This is a genomic window from Amycolatopsis sp. NBC_00438, assembly GCF_036026695.1.
Classification (GTDB): Bacteria; Actinomycetota; Actinomycetes; order Mycobacteriales; family Pseudonocardiaceae; genus Amycolatopsis.
Map to the genome: position 1 here is coordinate 4167880 of NZ_CP107923.1, position 15843 is coordinate 4183722.

The following is a 15843-nucleotide window of genomic DNA, read 5'->3' on the forward strand; positions in this document are numbered from 1 at the left end:
GCGCAGCCGGCGGGTTCGGCGCAGCCGGCGGGTTCGGCGCAGCCGGCGGGTTCGGCGCAGCCGGCGGGTTCGGCGCAGCCGGCGGGTTCGGCGCAGCCGGCTGGGTTCGGCGCAGCCGCATGGGTTCGGCGCAGCCGGCATGGGTTCGGCGCAGCCGGCATGGGTTCGGCGCAGCCGCATGGGTTCGGCGCAGCCGCGCGGGTTCGGCGCAGCCGGCGGGTTCGGCGCAGCCGGCGGGTTCGGCGCAGCCGGCGGGTTCGGCGCAGCCGCATGGGTTCGGCGCAGCCGGCGGGTTCGGCGCAGCCGGCGGGTTCGGCGCAGCCGGCGGGTTCGGCGCAGCTGCACGGGTTCGGCGCAGCTGCATGGGTTCGGCGCAGCCGGCGGGTTCGGCGCAGCCGGCGGGTTCGGCGCAGCCGGCGGGTTCGGCGCAGCCGGCGGGTTCGGCGCAGCCGGCGGGTTCGGCGCAGCCGGCGGGTTCGGCGCAGCCGGCGGGTTCGGCGCAGCCGGCGGGTTCGGCGCAGCCGGCGGGCGAGGCTCGTTGCAGCGCCGGACGGCCTGCGATGCGCGGCACTACGACGTGGCGCCGGCCGGGCGCCGGCCTCGGCCGAGGTTCAGTCCAGGACGTCGAGGCCGTGCTGCCAGCGTTGCCGCCGCTGCTCGGCATCCTGGTCCCACCAGGGAGTGCCACGCTCGCCCAAGGCGATCTTCGCCGCATGCACCCGGGACCGGGCCTCCCGTTCCGCGTCGACGTCCCGGCCGCGCCGGGCCGCGCCGACGTCCCGGCGGGCCCGCATCAGCAAGCTGCGCAACCGGGCCGCCGCGTCCTCCGGGATGTCGGGGTCGGTGGCCCGCCAGCGCCGGCCGTCGACGACGACGAAGCGTCCGTCCGGCGTGCGCTCCGGCTCAGCCATCGGCGAGCCGGATCCTGATCGGCCCGCGCCATTCGCCGTCCGGGTCGAGCGTGCGGTCCCCTTGGGTGACCCGCACCTCACCGGCGCGGGCCAGCTCTCGCGCCACGTCCCGGGCCCGCGGCAGCAGCGGACGCCAGTCGTCGGCGACCGCCCGGGCCGCGTCGGACGGGCAGGTGCTGCGGTCCGCGCCCCGTCCGAGGGTCAGGGCGAGCATGGTGGCGCGGAGCCGTTCTTCCGGGGTCTCGGCGGTCAGCGCCGCCCGGGCGTGGCCGGAGCCCGGGCCGTCGCCGTCCCGGATTCGCTCGAGTTCCCGCCGCGGATCGGTCATCCCGCCAGCATCGCACCGACTGGCCCGCGGCGCCGGTTCGCGGTGAATCCTGTTGCCCGACAAAGGCTCCGGGCCTGAGGTAGGGTCGCCGCCGTGACGCGAGCCTCGGATGCGGAGCGGCCGGCGGCCGGCCGGCGTGGCCCGGCGCCCACCGGGCGGCCCACCATGCGCGACGTCGCGTCGGCCGCGTCGGTGAGCGTCAAGACGGTGTCGCGGGTGGTGCACAACTACCCGTTCATCAGCGACGACGTGCGCGGCCGCGTCCAGGCCGAGATCCGCCGGCTCGGGTTCCGGCCGAACAGCAACGCGGTGGGCCTTCGGCGGACCGACCGGCCCGCCGGCGGCATCGGCGTGCTCGCCGCGGACCTGGCCGACCCGTTCTACGCCGGGATGCTCAGCGCGATCGAACAGGTCGCGACGGCGCGGTCGTTCACCACCCTCGTCGCCGGCTCGGACGAGGATCCCGCGCGCGAACGCGGGCTGCTCGGCACGTTCGTCGAGCGCCGCCTCGACGGGCTCATCGTGGTGTCGGCCGACCGCCGGCACGACCACCTGCGCCCGGAACTGGACGTCGGCACGCGGATCGTGTTCGCCGACCGCCCGCCGCGGCGGCTGCCGGTGGACTGCGTGCTGGCCGCCCACGCCGAGGGTGCCGGGCAGGCCGTGACGCACCTGCTCGGCCAGGGCCACCGGGCGATCGCCTACGTCGGCCACTCCCCCGTGATCCACACGGCGCGGGAGCGGCTGCGCGGCTTCCGCGCGGCGCTGGCCGAAGCCGGCCTCGAACCGCACGCGGTCCGCACGGACGCGGTCGACGCGGCGGCGGCCCACCGGTCCGCGGCCGAGCTGCTGGCCGCACCCGACGCCCCGACGGCGCTGTTCGCCGACAACCCGCGGCTGGTCGGCGGCGTCGCCCGGGCCATTGCCGAGTCCGGCGCACCACAGACGGCGTTGGTGGCCTTCGACGACTCGGAGCTGGCCCAGGTGCTGGGCGTCACCGTGGTCGCGCAGGATCCCCGCGAGCTGGGAAAACGGGCGGCGGAGCTGCTGTTCGCCCGCCTCGACGGCGACCGTTCCCGCCCGCGGCGGGTGGTCCTGCCGACCACGCTCGTGCCGCGCGGGTCGGGCGAGGGCCGAGGTGTCGCGCTGCGCCCGGCCGAGCACTGAGCCGACGCCCCCAGCGAGCCCGCGGCCGGTTCGGAAATCCGCACCGGACTGCGGTTCTGTCCGGTCCTGGCCATTGACAACGCTGACAACGCCGACCGAGACTGAGCCGCGTTGCCAACGTTGTCAATCAGCACCAGGACACCTGAGGAGCGACCCGTGAAGTTCCGCCGCACCCTGGCACTGTCCGCCGCCGTCACCGCGTCCCTCGCCATCGCCGGACCCGCCGCCGCGACCGACCGTCCACTTCGGATTCTCGGCGCCACCGCCGACACCGCGCTCACCCAGCGCTGGCAGGACTTCGGCCGCCGCCCCGGCGTCGGCTGGGCCGCGGCCGACGGCACCTACTCGACGCGGCTGCCGTCCGGATTGGACGTCTGGCTGTACAACGACACTTTCTTCGGGCCCGTGCGCGCCGACGACAGCCTGCCGGAGTCGTCGCCGTTCACGCACAACTCGGCCGTACTGTCCACACCGGACGCGAAGCACATCCTCACCACGATCGCACCCGGTCCGCCGGGACACCCGAAGTCCCTCGTCGGCCCGACGCCGAACAGCCCGGGTGAGCCGAACGACTACTGGTACTGGAACGGCGACGGCATCGTCGACGGCGGCAAGCTGCGGGTGATCGAGTTCGAGCAGGCGCCGACCGACGACCCGCCGCCGTTCAACTTCGCCTGGACGAAGACCAAGCTGGCGACGCTCGACCCTTACACGTTCCGCCTGGAGAAGCTCACCGACGTGGCGTCGGTCGGTAACGTCCAGTGGGGCACCGAACTGATGCGCGACGGCGGATGGACCTACATCTACGGCGTCGAGGGTGAAGGCTTCACGAAGTACCTGCACGTCGCCCGCGCCCCGATCGGCCGGCTCGACGGGCCGTGGCAGTTCCGGACCGCGGACGGCTGGTCGGCCGACCCGGCGGCGTCGGCGCGGCTGCTCGGCAACGTCGGCAGCTCGTTCGGTGTCACGCCTATCGGCGGCGAGTACCTGCTCACGACGTTCGGCTCGGGCCTGGAAAGCACCATCCACGCCTACCACGCGAGCAGCCCGATCGGGCCGTTCACCGGCGGCGAGACGATCTACACCGCGCCCGAGGCCGGGAACGGGCGCTACACCTACAACGTCGCGGCGCACCCCGAGATCAGCAGGCCCGGGGAGCTCGTCATCTCCTACAACACCAACAGCGAGAAGCTGGCCGACCTCTACGCGAACATCGACAACAACCGGCCCCGGTTCGTCGATCTCAAGCTCTCCCGATAGGAGCCCCTGGCCGTGAGCGGTCTGTCCCGTCGTAGTTTCCTGCAGTCCAACGCCGTGCTGCTCGCCGCGCTCGGGGTGCCGGCCGCGCTCCCCGCCGCGGCCGAGGCTCAGCAGGCGACCGACCTGGCCCGCTACCGGCCGGTGACGGTGTCCTCCACGGCGTACGCGCCGACGCCGGCGTGGTTCGCCGTGGACGGCCTGGCCGAGACCGGTGTGAAGGGCTCGGGCTGGCGGGCGGGTGCGGGTGATCCCCAGTGGATCGCCGTGGACCTGCAGGCCGCGTGCCGGATCGAGTCGGTGGTGCTGGTCTTCGAGGCGACCGCCGCGGACCCGGTGTTCACCCCGGCGTCCGGGATCAACCCGTTCCTGAACACCACCGGCTGGGAGGTGCTGTCCAGCTGCGCGGTCGCGTTCAGCCTCGACGTCTCGGCCGACGGCCGTACCTGGCAGGGCGTCCACACCGCCACCGACTCCCCCGGCGGCCGCGTCGAAGTCACGCTGGCGAAGCCGGTCACGGCCCGCTGGGTGCGGCTCACCGCGAAGCAGCAGGCGAACGCGAACCCCGTGGGCGTCAACGCTTTCGAGGTGTACGGCCGGTCCGACCACCCGCGGCCGGACGCCACGGGCTGGACCGACTGGGGCAGGCACACCACCCGGCCGCCCGCGCTGGCGACGGCCGCGGACGGCACGGTCGCGCTCGAGTCGGGCTGGACGCTGACGATGGACTCTCGGCTGCCGTCCGCCGACGGCGCCACGCTCGCTCGCGCCGGTGTCGACACGTCGACCTGGCTGCCCGCGACCGTGCCCGGCACCGTGCACACGTCCCTGGTCGAGCGGGGCAAGCTGCCCGAGCCGACGTCCGGGTTCGGCAACATGCGCGCCCCGGAAGCGCTTTCGCGGCACAGCTGGTGGTACCGCCGCGAGTTCACGCTGCCCCGCGGGTTCGACGCCGGCCGCCGCGTCTGGCTGGAGTTCGACGGGATCGACCACCACGCCGAGGTCTGGGTCGACGGGACCGCCGTCGGCTCGCTCACCCACCCGGTCGCGCGGGCCGCCTTCGACGTCACCACGGCGTTGCGCGGGAAGGACGCGCACGCGCTGGCCGTGCGGATCGACCCGATGCCGCACCCGGGCAACCCCGGCGACAAGGGGCCGGACGGCGTCTCGACGTTGAACTCCAACGCCGAGCAGCAGGACCTGCCCGGCTACATCTCGATCAGCGGCTGGGACTGGATGCCCGGCGTCCGCGACCGCGGCGCGGGCATCTGGAACCACGTCCGGCTGCGCTCGACCGGCGACGCCGTGCTCGGCGAACCGCGTGTCGACACCCGGCTGCCGAACCTGCCCGACACGTCGGTCGCCGAGGTGACCCTGGTCGTGCCGGTGCGCAACGCGTCCTCGACGGCCCGGACCGTGACGATCGCCGCCGAGCTGGCGGGCGCCCGGGTCAGCCGCCGCGTCACCCTCGCCGCTGGCGCGTCGACCGACGTCACGTTCAGCCCGGCGACCGACCCGGCGTTGCGGCTGCGGCGCCCGGAACTGTGGTGGCCCAACGGGTACGGCGACCCGAAGCTGCACCCGTTGACGACCACGGCGAGCGTCGGCAGCCAGGTCAGCGACCGCCGGACCGTCCACGTGGGACTGCGGCAGTTCGGCTACACCGCGACCCAGCCGATCGTGATCGACCCGGCCACGGACCACTCGCCGCCCCAGACGGTGGAGTTCGACCGGACCACCGCGCGCTACCTGCGGATCCAGGGCGGGAAGCGCGCCACCGGTTACGGCATCTCGCTGTGGACACTGTCCGTTGTGGATGGTTCCGGGCCGGACCTGGCCCAGGGCAAGACCGCGACGGCGTCGTCGGAGGACAACGGGAACGACCGCGCCCCCAACGCCGTGGACGGACGCGACGACACGCGCTGGTCGTCCGGCTACTCCGACAACCAGTGGATCCAGGTGGACCTGGGCGCCGCGGCGGCGTTCGACCACGTGGTGCTGACCTGGGAGACCGCGTACGCGCTGACCTTCACCGTGCAGGTCTCCGACGACGGCGCGACCTGGACCGACGTCAAGAAGGTGAGCAACTCCGGCACCCCGCTGCAGATCGGCGTCAACGGCGTGCGCGTGCTGGCCAAGGGCGGCAACTGGGGCTTCGACGAGCTGCTGCGCCGGGTGCTCCCCCACCGGATGGCCGACGCCGTCGCGCTGCACCGCGACATGAACTTCACGATGATCCGCAACTGGGTCGGGTCCAGCAACCGCGAGGAGTTCTTCGCCGCCTGCGACGAGAACGGCATCCTGGTGTGGAACGACTTCTGGGCCGGGGACGCGATCTTCCCGCCGGACAACGACGTCTTCCTGGCCATCGCGACGGACACCGTCGTGCGCTACCGGCACCATCCGTCCATTGTGGTCTGGTGCGCCACCAACGAGAGCGACCCGCCCGCCGCGATGGACGCCGGGCTGCGGAAGATGCTCGCGGCCCAGCAGCCGGAGCTGTGGTACCAGGGCAACTCGGCGGGCGGTGTCGTCACCGGGCACGGGCCGTACTCGTGGATCGACCCCGCGCGCTACTTCGACGGTGACACCTACTCGATCGGCAGTTACGGGTTCCACAGCGAGATCGGCCTGCCGACCGTGCCGGTCGCGGAGAGCATGCGGCGCCTGGCCGGCGACCAGCCGTCGTGGCCGATCGGCGACGTCTGGTTCCACCACGACTGGTGCACCCGCGGCGGCCAGAACCCGGACACCTACCGCGGCGCGATCGAGGACCGGTTCGGGCCGGGGACCTCGCTCGACGACTTCTGCGCGAAGGCCCAGCTCGTCAACTACGAGAGCATGCGGGCGATCTTCGAGGCCTACAACGCGGCGTTGTGGGACGACGCGTCGGGCGTGCTGCTGTGGATGTCGCACCCCGCGCACCACAGCACGGTCTGGCAGACCTACGACTACGACCTCGACACCAACGGCAGCTTCCACGGCGCGCGCAAGGGGTGCGAGCCGCTCCACGTGCAGGCGCGGCTGTCGGACTGGCAGGTGCACGCGGTCAACCAGACCGCGCGGAACCTCGACGGCGCGACGGTGCACGCCGAGCTGTTCGACCTGCGCGGGCGCCCACTCGGCACCCCGGTGACCGCTGCCGTCCCGGTGCCCGCGTCCTCGGTCGCGGCGGCCTTCACAGTCCCGTTCACCGACGCCCTGCCGGCCCTGCACCTGCTGCGGCTGCGCCTCGCCGGGCGGGACGGCGCCGAGCTGTCGCGCAACGTCTACTGGCGCTACCGCACCCCGGCGGACGCGCGGGAGCTGACCAAGACCCCGGCCGACGTCTCGCTGCACGCCGGCCCGGTCCGGCGCGACGGCGACCGCGGCGAGGCCGTGGTGACCCTGAAGAACACCGGCCGCGCGGTCACCGCGGGCGCCCGCGTCTCGGCTCGCGACGCCCGCACCGACGAGCGGGTGCTTCCGTTGCGCTGCAGCGAGAACTACCTGTGGCTGCTGCCCGGCGAGACGGCCACGGTGACGGTGTCCTGGCCGTCACACGCTCTCCCGTCGGGCCGGGCGCGCTTCGTCGTGGAGGGGCTGAACGTCCCGCGCCGCACCAGCTGACACGACGTCGATCACCGGCACGAGCTTCCGGAGCAGGAAGGCGAGCTGCTTGCGCTCCGCCGGCGTGAACACGGCGAACGCCGCCGCCTGACGTTCACGCCGGCGGGCCAGCAGCCGCTTCAGGCGCTCGCCGCCGTCCGCCGTCAACGCCACCAGCACCTTGCGCTCGTCCTGGGGTGACCGCCGGCGCACCACCACGCCGGCGCCTTCGAGCTGCTGGAGCATCCGGGTGGCCGTGGGAATGGAGACGTCGGCGGCCGCGGCGAGCCGCCCGACCGGCAGCTCCGGCTCGGTCGCCAGCGGCTCGAGCATGGTGACCTGCGGCAGCGACAGCCCGCCGTCCCGGTCCGCACCCGCCGACCGGGCCTTCCTCATGGCGAAGAACACCGCGTCGGCCGCCTGCACGACCTCGTCGACCTCCGCGGCGGTGGGTGGCTTGTTGCCGGTCGTCGTCATGCGGGCTAGCCTAGCAAAGTAATAGTTAGCAACCTAGCTATTAGGAGGCTAGATATCATGCCCTGCCGGATCGACGTGCACCAGCACCTGCTCCCGCCCCGCTACCTGGCGGCGCTGGAGAACAGCGGCCAGACCGCCGGCGGGTGGCCGATGCCCTCGTGGAGCCCCGGCGCCGCGACCGCGATGATGGACGAAGCCGGGATCACCACCGGAGTGCTGTCCATCAGCGCGCCGGGGGTCCACTTCGGTGACGACGCCGCAGCCCGCGACCTGGCTCGCGAGACCAACGACTTCCAGGCGGAACTGGTCAAGGACACCCCGGACCGCTTCGGGCACTTCGCCGTGCTTCCGTTGCCGGACTTCGACGGCGCAGTCGCCGAAGCCGTCCGCGCCTTGGACGAACTGCACGCCGACGGCGTGGTCCTGCTGTCCAACGTCCGCGGCCGTTACCTGGGCGACCCGGCCTACGAACCACTGTGGACGGAACTGGCCGCCCGCCGCGCCGTGGTGTTCGTCCACCCGGCGGAGCCGCCGATCCCCCGCCTCGACGGCCTGCCCAGCCCGCTGCTGGACTTCCCGTTCGACACCACGCGCACGGCGCTCGACCTGGTGGCCCACGGCGTGTTCGACCGGCACCCGGAACTGCGCGTCATCCTGTCGCACGCCGGCGGTTTCCTGCCGTTCGCCGCGCACCGCTTCACCGGCGCGGCGATGTTCAACCCCGGCACCACGCCGGAGGGCATCCTGGCCGGGCTGCGGAAGTTCTACTTCGACACCGCGCTCTCCGCGACGCCGACCGCCCTGCCCTCGCTGTTCGCCTTCGCCGCGCCCGGACACGTCCTCTACGGCAGCGACTTCCCCTTCGCCCCGAAGGAGTGGCGCGGGCAGTTCGACCAGAACCTCACCGCCTACGACGGGCCGGGCGCCGAGCACTTCACCGACGTCGACCGCGCGGCCGCGGAAGCGCTGTTCCCCCGGCTCGCCGCCTGAGGGTCAGGGGTCCGGCTGCTGGGTGCCGTGGCGGAACAGCGTCCGGTACTCCTGCGGTGACGTGCCGATGTGCCGGTGGAAGGCCGCCCGGACGGACGACGGCGCGCCGAGCCCGGTGCGCCGGCCGATGCGTTCGACCGACAGCGTGGTCGTCTCCAGCAGTTCGCGCGCGCGGTCGACGCGCGCGTCGGCCAGCCAGGCCATCGGCGACGTCCCGGTCTCCTCGCGGAAGCGGCGGATGAGCGTCCGCCGGGACACGAGGGCGTGCCGCGCGAGGACGTCGATGCTGAGGTCCTCCGCGAGGTTGCCGAGCATCCAGCTCCGCAGCGGGGCCAGCCGGTCGCCCGTCGCTTCGGCGCGCAGCTGCTCGACGAACTGCGCCTGCCCGCCGGCGCGCCGCGGCGGAGCGACCAGGAACCGCGCACGGCTGTTGGCGGCCGCCGGTCCCTGGTCGAGCCGCACCAGGTGCAGGCACAGGTCGACGCCCGCGGTCACGCCGGCGGAGGTGAGGATGTCGCCGTCGTCGATGTAGAACCGGTTCGGCCGCACCTCGACGCGCGGGTACAGCCGGCGCAGGACGTCGGCGTACTGCCAGTGCGTGGTCGCGGGACGTCCGTCGAGCAGCCCGGCCGCGGCGAGGGCGAACGCGCCGGTGCAGATGGAGACGAGCCGGGCGCCGCGGCGGTGCGCCGCTCCCAGCGCGGCCAGGACGCCGGCGGCCGGCGGGGTCTCGACGTCCTCGAACCCCGGGACGAGCACGGTGTCGGCGGCGGCCAGCGCGTCGAGGCCGGCCATGGCGGTGACGGTGAAGCCCGCGCCCGGCACCGGCCCGGGGCCGCCGTTCGTGCAGACGGTCATCTCGTAGAACGGATCCATCGCGAAGATCTGCGTCGCGATGCCGAATTCGAGCGCCGGCACGCCGGGCAGCACGAGAACCGCGACCCGGTGCCGCTCCGTCGTCATGGCCCGATCATAGCGCCGAAGGGCACTCGGGCCACTTCCGCAGGTCGCGTCCGGTTCCTACGGTCGAGACATGAACGACGTACTCACCCTGCCCGCCGGCCCGCTCGCCGAGGCGAGCCTCCGCCTGGCCCAGGAGTCGGAGAGCGCCCCGATAGCCGGCCACAGCGTCCGCAGCTTCCTGTTCGCCCGCCTGCTGGCGCGGCGGGAAGGCAGCGTGACCGACGCGGCCTACGACGAAGACCTGCTCTTCGCCGCCTGCGTGCTGCACGACCCTGGGGCTGGGCTCCCGGGCGGCCGGCCGGGCCCGGTTCGAGGTGGAGGGCGCGGACCTGGCCGCCGCGGCGCTGACCGAGCACGGCGTCGCGGCCGCCGACGTCGGCCGCGTCTGGGAGGCGATCGCCCTGCACTCGTCGCTCGGCATCGCCGACCGGTGCGGGCTCCTGACTTCGTTGACCCACCGGGGGGTCTTCACCGACGCGGGCCGTTTCGCCGACGTCGACGCGGACTCCCTGCGGGAGGTCTACGCCGCCTACCCCCGCCCGGCGGACAACCGGTTCCTCCAGGACGCGATCGTCGCGCACGCGGCCCGTTCGACGGCGGCGGCCCCGCCGTACTCGGTCGCCGCGGAACTGCTGCGCCAACGCGGCTGAAGTCGGCGCGGCCGCCGCCCGGATGTCGCCACGTGCGGGCCGCTGATCACCGATCCCGTGTCGCCGCGCACCGGAACGCACGTCCGGCGAGGCACACCGCGCTCACCTCCGCGGTTCGTGAACACCCGCGTCGGCGCCACACCGCTACGCGCCCAGCACGAGGATCACCGGGATACGGCGGGGTGTGCGCAGGGACGGTTTCTCTCCCCGGAGACACCTCCCGGACGTGGCCCAGGCGGATACTGACACGTTGTCCGTCTAACTGGAAAAAACTGCCCTGCGTGCCAACAGGGACGGCTGCCACGATCGGAGTCGCCGGGATAGCCCGCGGATAGCGGCCCGCAAGCCGCCCCGGCCAGACTGGGCGCACCCGCCGGTCCGGTGGCGGGGCCGACCACGGGACGACTCAGTGGAGGGACGCCGAAATGGCGCCTGCGGGAGCAGGGGAACACGCCCGGCCGAGTGCCGGCGCCGTCGCACTCGGAATCGACCACGTGCGGCTCAGCTACCACTACCTCGATATCGAGGACTTCGACGGATACGGTTCCCTTTTCACCGCCGACGCCGTTTTGCACTATCCCGGAATAGCGCCGTTACAGGGTCGCGGCGCCATCGAGCGATTCCGTGCGGCCCGGCCGAACCGGCGACACACCCTGCACAGGGTGACGGTGACGCACGGTGAGGTGGTGACGGTCGGCGACATAACCACGACTGGGCCGAACGGCGGGCGTACAAATACCGCCTTCGTCGACAGCTTCACGCTTTCGGACTATGGGCTTATCACGGTCCAGAAGACAGACTTCCGTTCCGGGGGAAATTCACGAGCGGTCGGGTGAGGCGGGAAGCCCGGCCCTCTCCGGCCACGGAACAGGCATTGAGGAACAGTGTGAGTTCGACGAGCGGGCCGTCCGGCGAGCAGCCCGTCTACCGCATCCTCGGCCCCCTGGAGATCCGGGCCGTCGCCGGCGGTGAGCTCCGCATCCCGCCCGGCCGCCAGCAGATCGTCCTCGCCACGCTGCTGGTCGACGCGAACCGGGTGGTGAGCCTGGACCAGCTCATCGAAGCCATCTGGTACGACGATCCCCCGGCGACGGCGCGGACGCAGGTCCAGATCTGCGTCTCCCGGCTGCGGCGCGCGCTGGCCGACGCCGTCGGCCCCGACACGCTGGTCACCCGCGGCCCCGGCTACGAACTGCTGGTCGCCGAGGGGCAGCTCGACGCCCGGACGTTCGCCGAGCTGGTGTCCGGCTCGGCCGAGCTGACCCGCGCGGGTCAGCTCGAAGACGCGTCCCGGATGCTCGACGCGGCGCTCGCGCTGTGGCGCGGCCCGGCGCTGAGCGGCACCGGCAGCCGGCTGCTGGAGGCCAAGGCCAGCCACCTCGAAGAGCAACGACTCAACGCCCTCGAAGCCCACTTCGAGCTCGGGCTGCGGCTCGGCCGGCACCACCAGCTGATCGGCGAGCTGGCGAGCCAGGTGACCGCGAACCCGCTGCGGGAACGGCTGCGCGGCCAGCTGATGCTCGCGCTCTTCCGGTCCGGGCGCCAGGCCGAGGCGCTGGAGACCTACCGCGCCGGCCGCGAACTGCTCGTCGAGCAGCTGGGCCTCGAGCCCGGCGACGAGCTGCGCCGCCTGGAGTCCGCGATCCTGGCCGACGACGCCGGGCTGCGCCGGAGCCCGGCCCCCGACGCGCCAGCGGCGCCGGCGCACCCGCCGGTGGTGCCGTTCCAGCTGCCGACCGACATCGCCGACTTCACCGCCCGCGACGCGCTCATCGAGCACACCGAACGGCTGCTGCTCGGCCACCCGGGCCGCCGCGCGACCCCGGTGGTGGTGCTGGCGGGCAAGCCCGGCGTCGGCAAGACCGCGCTCGCGGTGCACATCGCGCACCGGATCGCCGACGACCACTGCCCCGACGGCCAGCTCTACTGCGACCTCGGCGGCACCCGCGCCCACCCGGCCGACCCGCTCGACGTGCTCGGCCGGTTCCTGCGCGCCCTCGGCGTCCCCGGCCCGGCCGTGCCCGGCTCGGTCGACGAACGCGCGGAGATGTACCGGCACCGGCTGGCGGGCAAGCGGATGCTCGTGGTGCTCGACGACGCCGGGTCGGAGCGGCAGGTCCGCGACCTGCTGCCGGGCACGGCCAGCTGCGTCGTGCTGGTGACCAGCCGCGTCCGGCTCACCGGGCTGGCCGGCGCCGGCGTGCTGGACGTCGACGTGCTCGAACCCGAGCAGGCGACCCGGATGCTCGCGATGATGATCGGGGCGGACCGGGTGGCCGCCGAACCGGCCGCCGTCGCCGCGCTGGTCCGGCTCGTCGGCGGGCTGCCGCTCGCGCTGCGGATCGTGGCCGCCCGGCTCGCCGCCCGGCCGAGCTGGTCGCTCGCGTGGATGCTGGAACGGCTGTCCGACGAACGGCGGCGGCTCGACGAGCTCGCGCACGGCGAGCTGATGGTGCGGGCCAGCCTCGCGCTGACCTACGACGGCCTGGCCGGCGACGCCCGTCGCCTGCTGCGGCTGCTCAGTGCCCTGGACCGGCTCAGCTTCCCGGTGTGGGTGGCCGCGGCGCTGCTGGAGGTCGACCAGCTGCAGGCCGCCGACCTGCTCGAACGGCTCGTCGACGCGCAGATGCTGGAGATCTCGGCGGTCGAGCGGGACGGCAGCCCGCGCTACCGCTTCCACGACCTCATCCGGCTCTTCGCCCGCGAGCAGCTCGACGAGCACGAGCAGGCGACCGGCCGGCTCGCGGCGCTCGCCCGCGTCGCGAGCGGCTGGCTGGGGCTGGCTTCCGAGGCGCACAACCGGATCTACGGCGGCGACTTCACCGTGCTGCACGGCTCGGCGCCCCGGCTACGGCCGCCCGACGGCGCCGTCGACCGGATCCTGGCGGATCCGCTGGTGTGGTTCGAAGACGAGCAGGACAACCTGTGCTCGATCGTCGCGCTGGCCGCCGAGGCCGGCCTGGACGAGCAGGCCTGGGACCTGGCCGTCACGATGGTCGCGCTGTTCGAGAACCGGTGCTACTTCGACGACTGGGAGCGCACGCACCGCCAGGCCCTGACCGCCGTGCGCGCGGCGGCCAACCGCCGCGGCGAAGCGGCCTTGCTGTGCTCACTGGGTTCCCTGCACCTGAGCCGTTCCCGGCCGGACGCCGCGGCCGAGCCGCTCGCCCGCGCGCTGGCGACGTTCGAAGACCTGGGTGACGCCCACGGCAAGGCGATGGCACACCGCAACCTGGCGCTGGTCGACGAGGCCCGCGGTGCCGAGCCGCAGGCCCAGGCCCGGTTCGAGCGGGCGCTCATCGAGTTCCGGGTGGCCGGGGACCCGGTCGGTGAGGCGTACGTGCTCGGCCGGCTCGCGCAGACCGAGCTGGACGCGGGTGACGAGGAGCGGGCCGGGGCGTACCTGGCCGAGGCGTTGCGGATCTGCGACCGGACGGGGACGGCGCGCGTCGAGGTCCAGCTGCGCTACCGGCTCAGCGGGCTCATGATGCGCCAGGGCCGCCACGACGAAGCGGCGGAAGTGCTGACGGAGCTGCTGACCCGGGCCCGCGCGGCCCGCGACGTCGCCGGCGAAGCCCGCATCCTGCACCGGCTCGGCCTGGTGCACGCCGGCCTCGGCCGCCGGGAGACGGCGGAACGGCTGCTGGTGGAGGCCCTCGAACTGCATGACCGGATCACCGGCGGCGGGCCGGACGACGGGGTGCGGGCCGACCTGGCGGCACTGCAGGGCCTGCCGAGCTGACCGGTTCGCCCGGCTTGCGCGCGGTGCCGGTCGTCGTGGGCGCTCAGGGCGGTGATAAACCGGCTTACCGGTCACGACCACGGGGTGTCGGACGGGGTGTCGGACGGCGTGGCGTTCCACGGGGTGTCCGACGGGGCCGCCCAGGGGGTGTCGGCCGGGGCGGTGCTCCACGGCGTGTCGGTGGCCGTCGCCGGCCACGGGGTGTCCGCGGGCGCCGCCTGGGCCGTGGTGGCGGCGAGGACCGGGAGGAGAACCGCCGTGGCGAGCGCGCCGAGGGCCGAAAGAATACGCACCGTCGTCTCTTTTCGTTTCGTTGACCGATGAATTTCTCCGCTACCTGCCCCACCGACGTTAGGAAAGCCCGGCATCGCGCCGCTATCGCGCGGGTGTCACCGTCGTTATCGTCCGGGTTATCGCCCCCGCGGTGGCTCCGTGATACCGCCGGGATAGCCGCGCTCACGATGCTCGTCCCATGGTGGAAACCGCATCCGGACAGCCGGGCCCCGGGATCGGGAACGGCGCTGACAGGAACGGACGATTCGTGCAGCGGAAATTCGGTGAACTGCTGAAGGCGCATCGCACAAAACGCGGTGCCACTCAGCGTCAATTGGCGGACCTGTCCACGGTGAGCATTCGCGCCATCCGCGACCTCGAGTCCGGGCGGGCCCACCGGCCGCGCCGGGACACCGTGCGGCTGATCGCCGACGGCCTCGGCCTGCGGGGCCGCGAGCGCGCGGACTTCGAGGCCGCGGGCTGCCACGCGGCCGCCGGTGACCTGCGGCTCCGGTGCGCCGACCCGGCGCCGCCGCCCACGCCGTTGAACGCGCTGCTCGGCAGAGACGAAGAGGTCGCGGCCGTCCACGAGCTCCTGGCCGCGGGCAGCCACCGCCTGGTGACCGTGACCGGGCTGGGTGGCGTCGGCAAGAGCCGGCTGGCCCAGGAGGTCGCGGGCGGCGTGCACGAAGCCGGCGGCGTCGTCGTGCTGTGGTCGTCCGTGCGGGAGCCGCTGCTGAGAACCGGCCGGCCCGCCGACCCCGACGAACTCGCCGTGCTCGTCGGCGACCGCCCGGCCCTGCTCGTGCTCGACGGGCACGAACCGGACCGCGTCCGGCTCGACGACCTGGCCGTCCTGCTGCGCGAATGCCGCGGGCTGCGGGTCCTCGCCACCGCCCCGGCGCCGTTCGGCCTGCCCGGCGAGCGGGTCTTCCCGCTGACGCCGCTCGCCGTGCCCGAACCCGGCACCGACGACCCGGCCGCGCTGGCGGCGGTGCCGTCGGTCCGGCTGCTGGTCCGCGAGGTCCGCCAGGTCCGGCCCGGGTTCACCGTGGACCGGGCCAACGCCGCGGACGTCGCCGCGCTCTGCCGTCGCCTCGACGGCATCCCGGCCGCGCTCGAGGCGGCCGCCTGCTGGTTCCTGGTCTACGAACCGGCGGCGGTGCTGGAGCACGTGCGGACCGACCCGTTCGCGCTGACCGCGGACCACCTGCCCGGGCTCCGGGACACCCTCGACTCGGCGGTCCGCGGCCTGGACGCGGCCGAAGTCTCCCTCCTGGCGCGCCTGACGGGGCTCGACGCGGGCTGGTCGGTGGTCGACGTCGCGGGCCTGACCGGCATCCCGGCGGCGGCCGGCGCGAGGTTCGTCCGCCGCCTGGTCCAGCACGGCCTGATCCGCCCGGCGGGCCAGGACCGCACCCGGTTCCGCACCCTGGACCTGGTGAACGCCCTGGGCCTGGACCACCGCCTGGCGGTCTGAGCTTGGGTCGTGAGTGT

Annotated in this window: 13 protein-coding genes; 8 read left to right on the forward strand and 5 right to left on the reverse strand. The window is 73.8% G+C overall.

Going from position 1 to position 15843, the window contains the following annotated elements; genetic code table 11:
* Positions 1-611 precede the first annotated feature (611 nt).
* Both OG494_RS18360 and OG494_RS18365 read right to left on the reverse strand, forming a co-directional pair.
* Positions 612-911, reverse strand: coding sequence for a hypothetical protein (locus OG494_RS18360; protein ID WP_328457271.1), 300 nt, complete (start codon positions 909-911; stop codon positions 612-614).
* Positions 904-1239, reverse strand: a complete 336-nt coding sequence (locus OG494_RS18365) for a DUF3253 domain-containing protein (RefSeq protein ID WP_328457272.1) — start codon at positions 1237-1239, stop codon at positions 904-906. Before OG494_RS18365 ends, OG494_RS18360 begins: the two co-directional genes overlap by 8 nt.
* A 93-nt stretch (positions 1240-1332) precedes the next feature.
* Here OG494_RS18365 and OG494_RS18370 point away from each other — a divergent pair, with 93 nt between their 5' ends.
* The 3 genes from OG494_RS18370 to OG494_RS18380 all read left to right on the forward strand — a co-directional run bounded on the left by OG494_RS18370 (position 1333) and on the right by OG494_RS18380 (position 7272).
* Positions 1333-2406, forward strand: a complete 1074-nt coding sequence (locus OG494_RS18370; protein WP_328457273.1) for a LacI family DNA-binding transcriptional regulator — start codon at positions 1333-1335, stop codon at positions 2404-2406.
* Positions 2407-2562: 156 nt separating this feature from the next.
* On the forward strand, positions 2563-3666 hold the full coding sequence (locus OG494_RS18375) for a DUF5005 domain-containing protein (RefSeq protein ID WP_328457274.1): 1104 nt from the start codon (positions 2563-2565) through the stop codon (positions 3664-3666).
* A gap of 12 nt (positions 3667-3678) precedes the next feature.
* Entirely contained in the window at positions 3679-7272 is a 3594-nt protein-coding gene (locus OG494_RS18380; protein ID WP_328457275.1) for a discoidin domain-containing protein, read from the forward strand.
* On the opposite strand, the gene OG494_RS18385 is transcribed toward OG494_RS18380, so the two are convergent.
* On the reverse strand, positions 7201-7728 hold the full coding sequence (locus OG494_RS18385; RefSeq protein WP_328457276.1) for a MarR family winged helix-turn-helix transcriptional regulator: 528 nt from the start codon (positions 7726-7728) through the stop codon (positions 7201-7203). The genes OG494_RS18380 and OG494_RS18385 overlap by 72 nt on opposite strands.
* A gap of 57 nt (positions 7729-7785) precedes the next feature.
* Here OG494_RS18385 and OG494_RS18390 point away from each other — a divergent pair, with 57 nt between their 5' ends.
* Positions 7786-8718, forward strand: coding sequence for an amidohydrolase family protein (locus OG494_RS18390; RefSeq protein ID WP_328457277.1), 933 nt, complete (start codon positions 7786-7788; stop codon positions 8716-8718).
* Positions 8719-8721: 3 nt separating this feature from the next.
* Here the strand turns inward: OG494_RS18390 and OG494_RS18395 are convergent, their stop codons facing one another.
* A complete protein-coding gene (locus OG494_RS18395; RefSeq protein ID WP_328457278.1) occupies positions 8722-9681 on the reverse strand; it encodes a GlxA family transcriptional regulator in 960 nt (319 codons plus the stop codon).
* Between the two features lie 70 nt (positions 9682-9751).
* On the opposite strand from OG494_RS18395, the gene OG494_RS48385 reads away from it, so the two are divergent.
* The 3 genes from OG494_RS48385 to OG494_RS18410 all read left to right on the forward strand — a co-directional run bounded on the left by OG494_RS48385 (position 9752) and on the right by OG494_RS18410 (position 14073).
* Entirely contained in the window at positions 9752-10666 is a 915-nt protein-coding gene (locus OG494_RS48385; protein WP_442874432.1) for an HD domain-containing protein, read from the forward strand.
* A gap of 159 nt (positions 10667-10825) precedes the next feature.
* Complete coding sequence (locus tag OG494_RS18405; protein WP_328457282.1) at positions 10826-11167, forward strand: nuclear transport factor 2 family protein; 342 nt, start codon at positions 10826-10828, stop codon at positions 11165-11167.
* 50 nt (positions 11168-11217) lie between these two features.
* Positions 11218-14073 carry an AfsR/SARP family transcriptional regulator gene (locus tag OG494_RS18410; protein WP_328457284.1) on the forward strand — a complete coding sequence of 952 codons (2856 nt, stop codon included), beginning with the start codon at positions 11218-11220 and terminating at the stop codon, positions 14071-14073.
* A 71-nt stretch (positions 14074-14144) separates the two neighbouring features.
* On the opposite strand, the gene OG494_RS18415 is transcribed toward OG494_RS18410, so the two are convergent.
* Entirely contained in the window at positions 14145-14366 is a 222-nt protein-coding gene (locus OG494_RS18415; RefSeq protein ID WP_328457286.1) for a hypothetical protein, read from the reverse strand.
* Positions 14367-14545: 179 nt separating this feature from the next.
* Here OG494_RS18415 and OG494_RS18420 point away from each other — a divergent pair, with 179 nt between their 5' ends.
* On the forward strand, positions 14546-15826 hold the full coding sequence (locus OG494_RS18420) for a helix-turn-helix domain-containing protein (protein WP_442874433.1): 1281 nt from the start codon (positions 14546-14548) through the stop codon (positions 15824-15826).
* The last annotated feature ends 17 nt before the right edge of the window (positions 15827-15843 follow it).

Bases quoted from the DNA above. Each gene is read 5' to 3' on its own strand.
- OG494_RS18360 (WP_328457271.1), bottom strand. From the start codon at position 911: ATGGCTGAGCCGGAGCGCACGCCGGACGGACGCTTCGTCGTCGTCGAC.
- OG494_RS18365 (WP_328457272.1), bottom strand. From the start codon at position 1,239: ATGACCGATCCGCGGCGGGAACTCGAGCGAATCCGGGACGGCGACGGC.
- OG494_RS18385 (WP_328457276.1), bottom strand. From the start codon at position 7,728: ATGACGACGACCGGCAACAAGCCACCCACCGCCGCGGAGGTCGACGAG.
- OG494_RS18390 (WP_328457277.1), top strand. From the start codon at position 7,786: ATGCCCTGCCGGATCGACGTGCACCAGCACCTGCTCCCGCCCCGCTAC.
- OG494_RS18395 (WP_328457278.1), bottom strand. From the start codon at position 9,681: ATGACGACGGAGCGGCACCGGGTCGCGGTTCTCGTGCTGCCCGGCGTG.
- OG494_RS48385 (WP_442874432.1), top strand. From the start codon at position 9,752: ATGAACGACGTACTCACCCTGCCCGCCGGCCCGCTCGCCGAGGCGAGC.
- OG494_RS18420 (WP_442874433.1), top strand. From the start codon at position 14,546: ATGGTGGAAACCGCATCCGGACAGCCGGGCCCCGGGATCGGGAACGGC.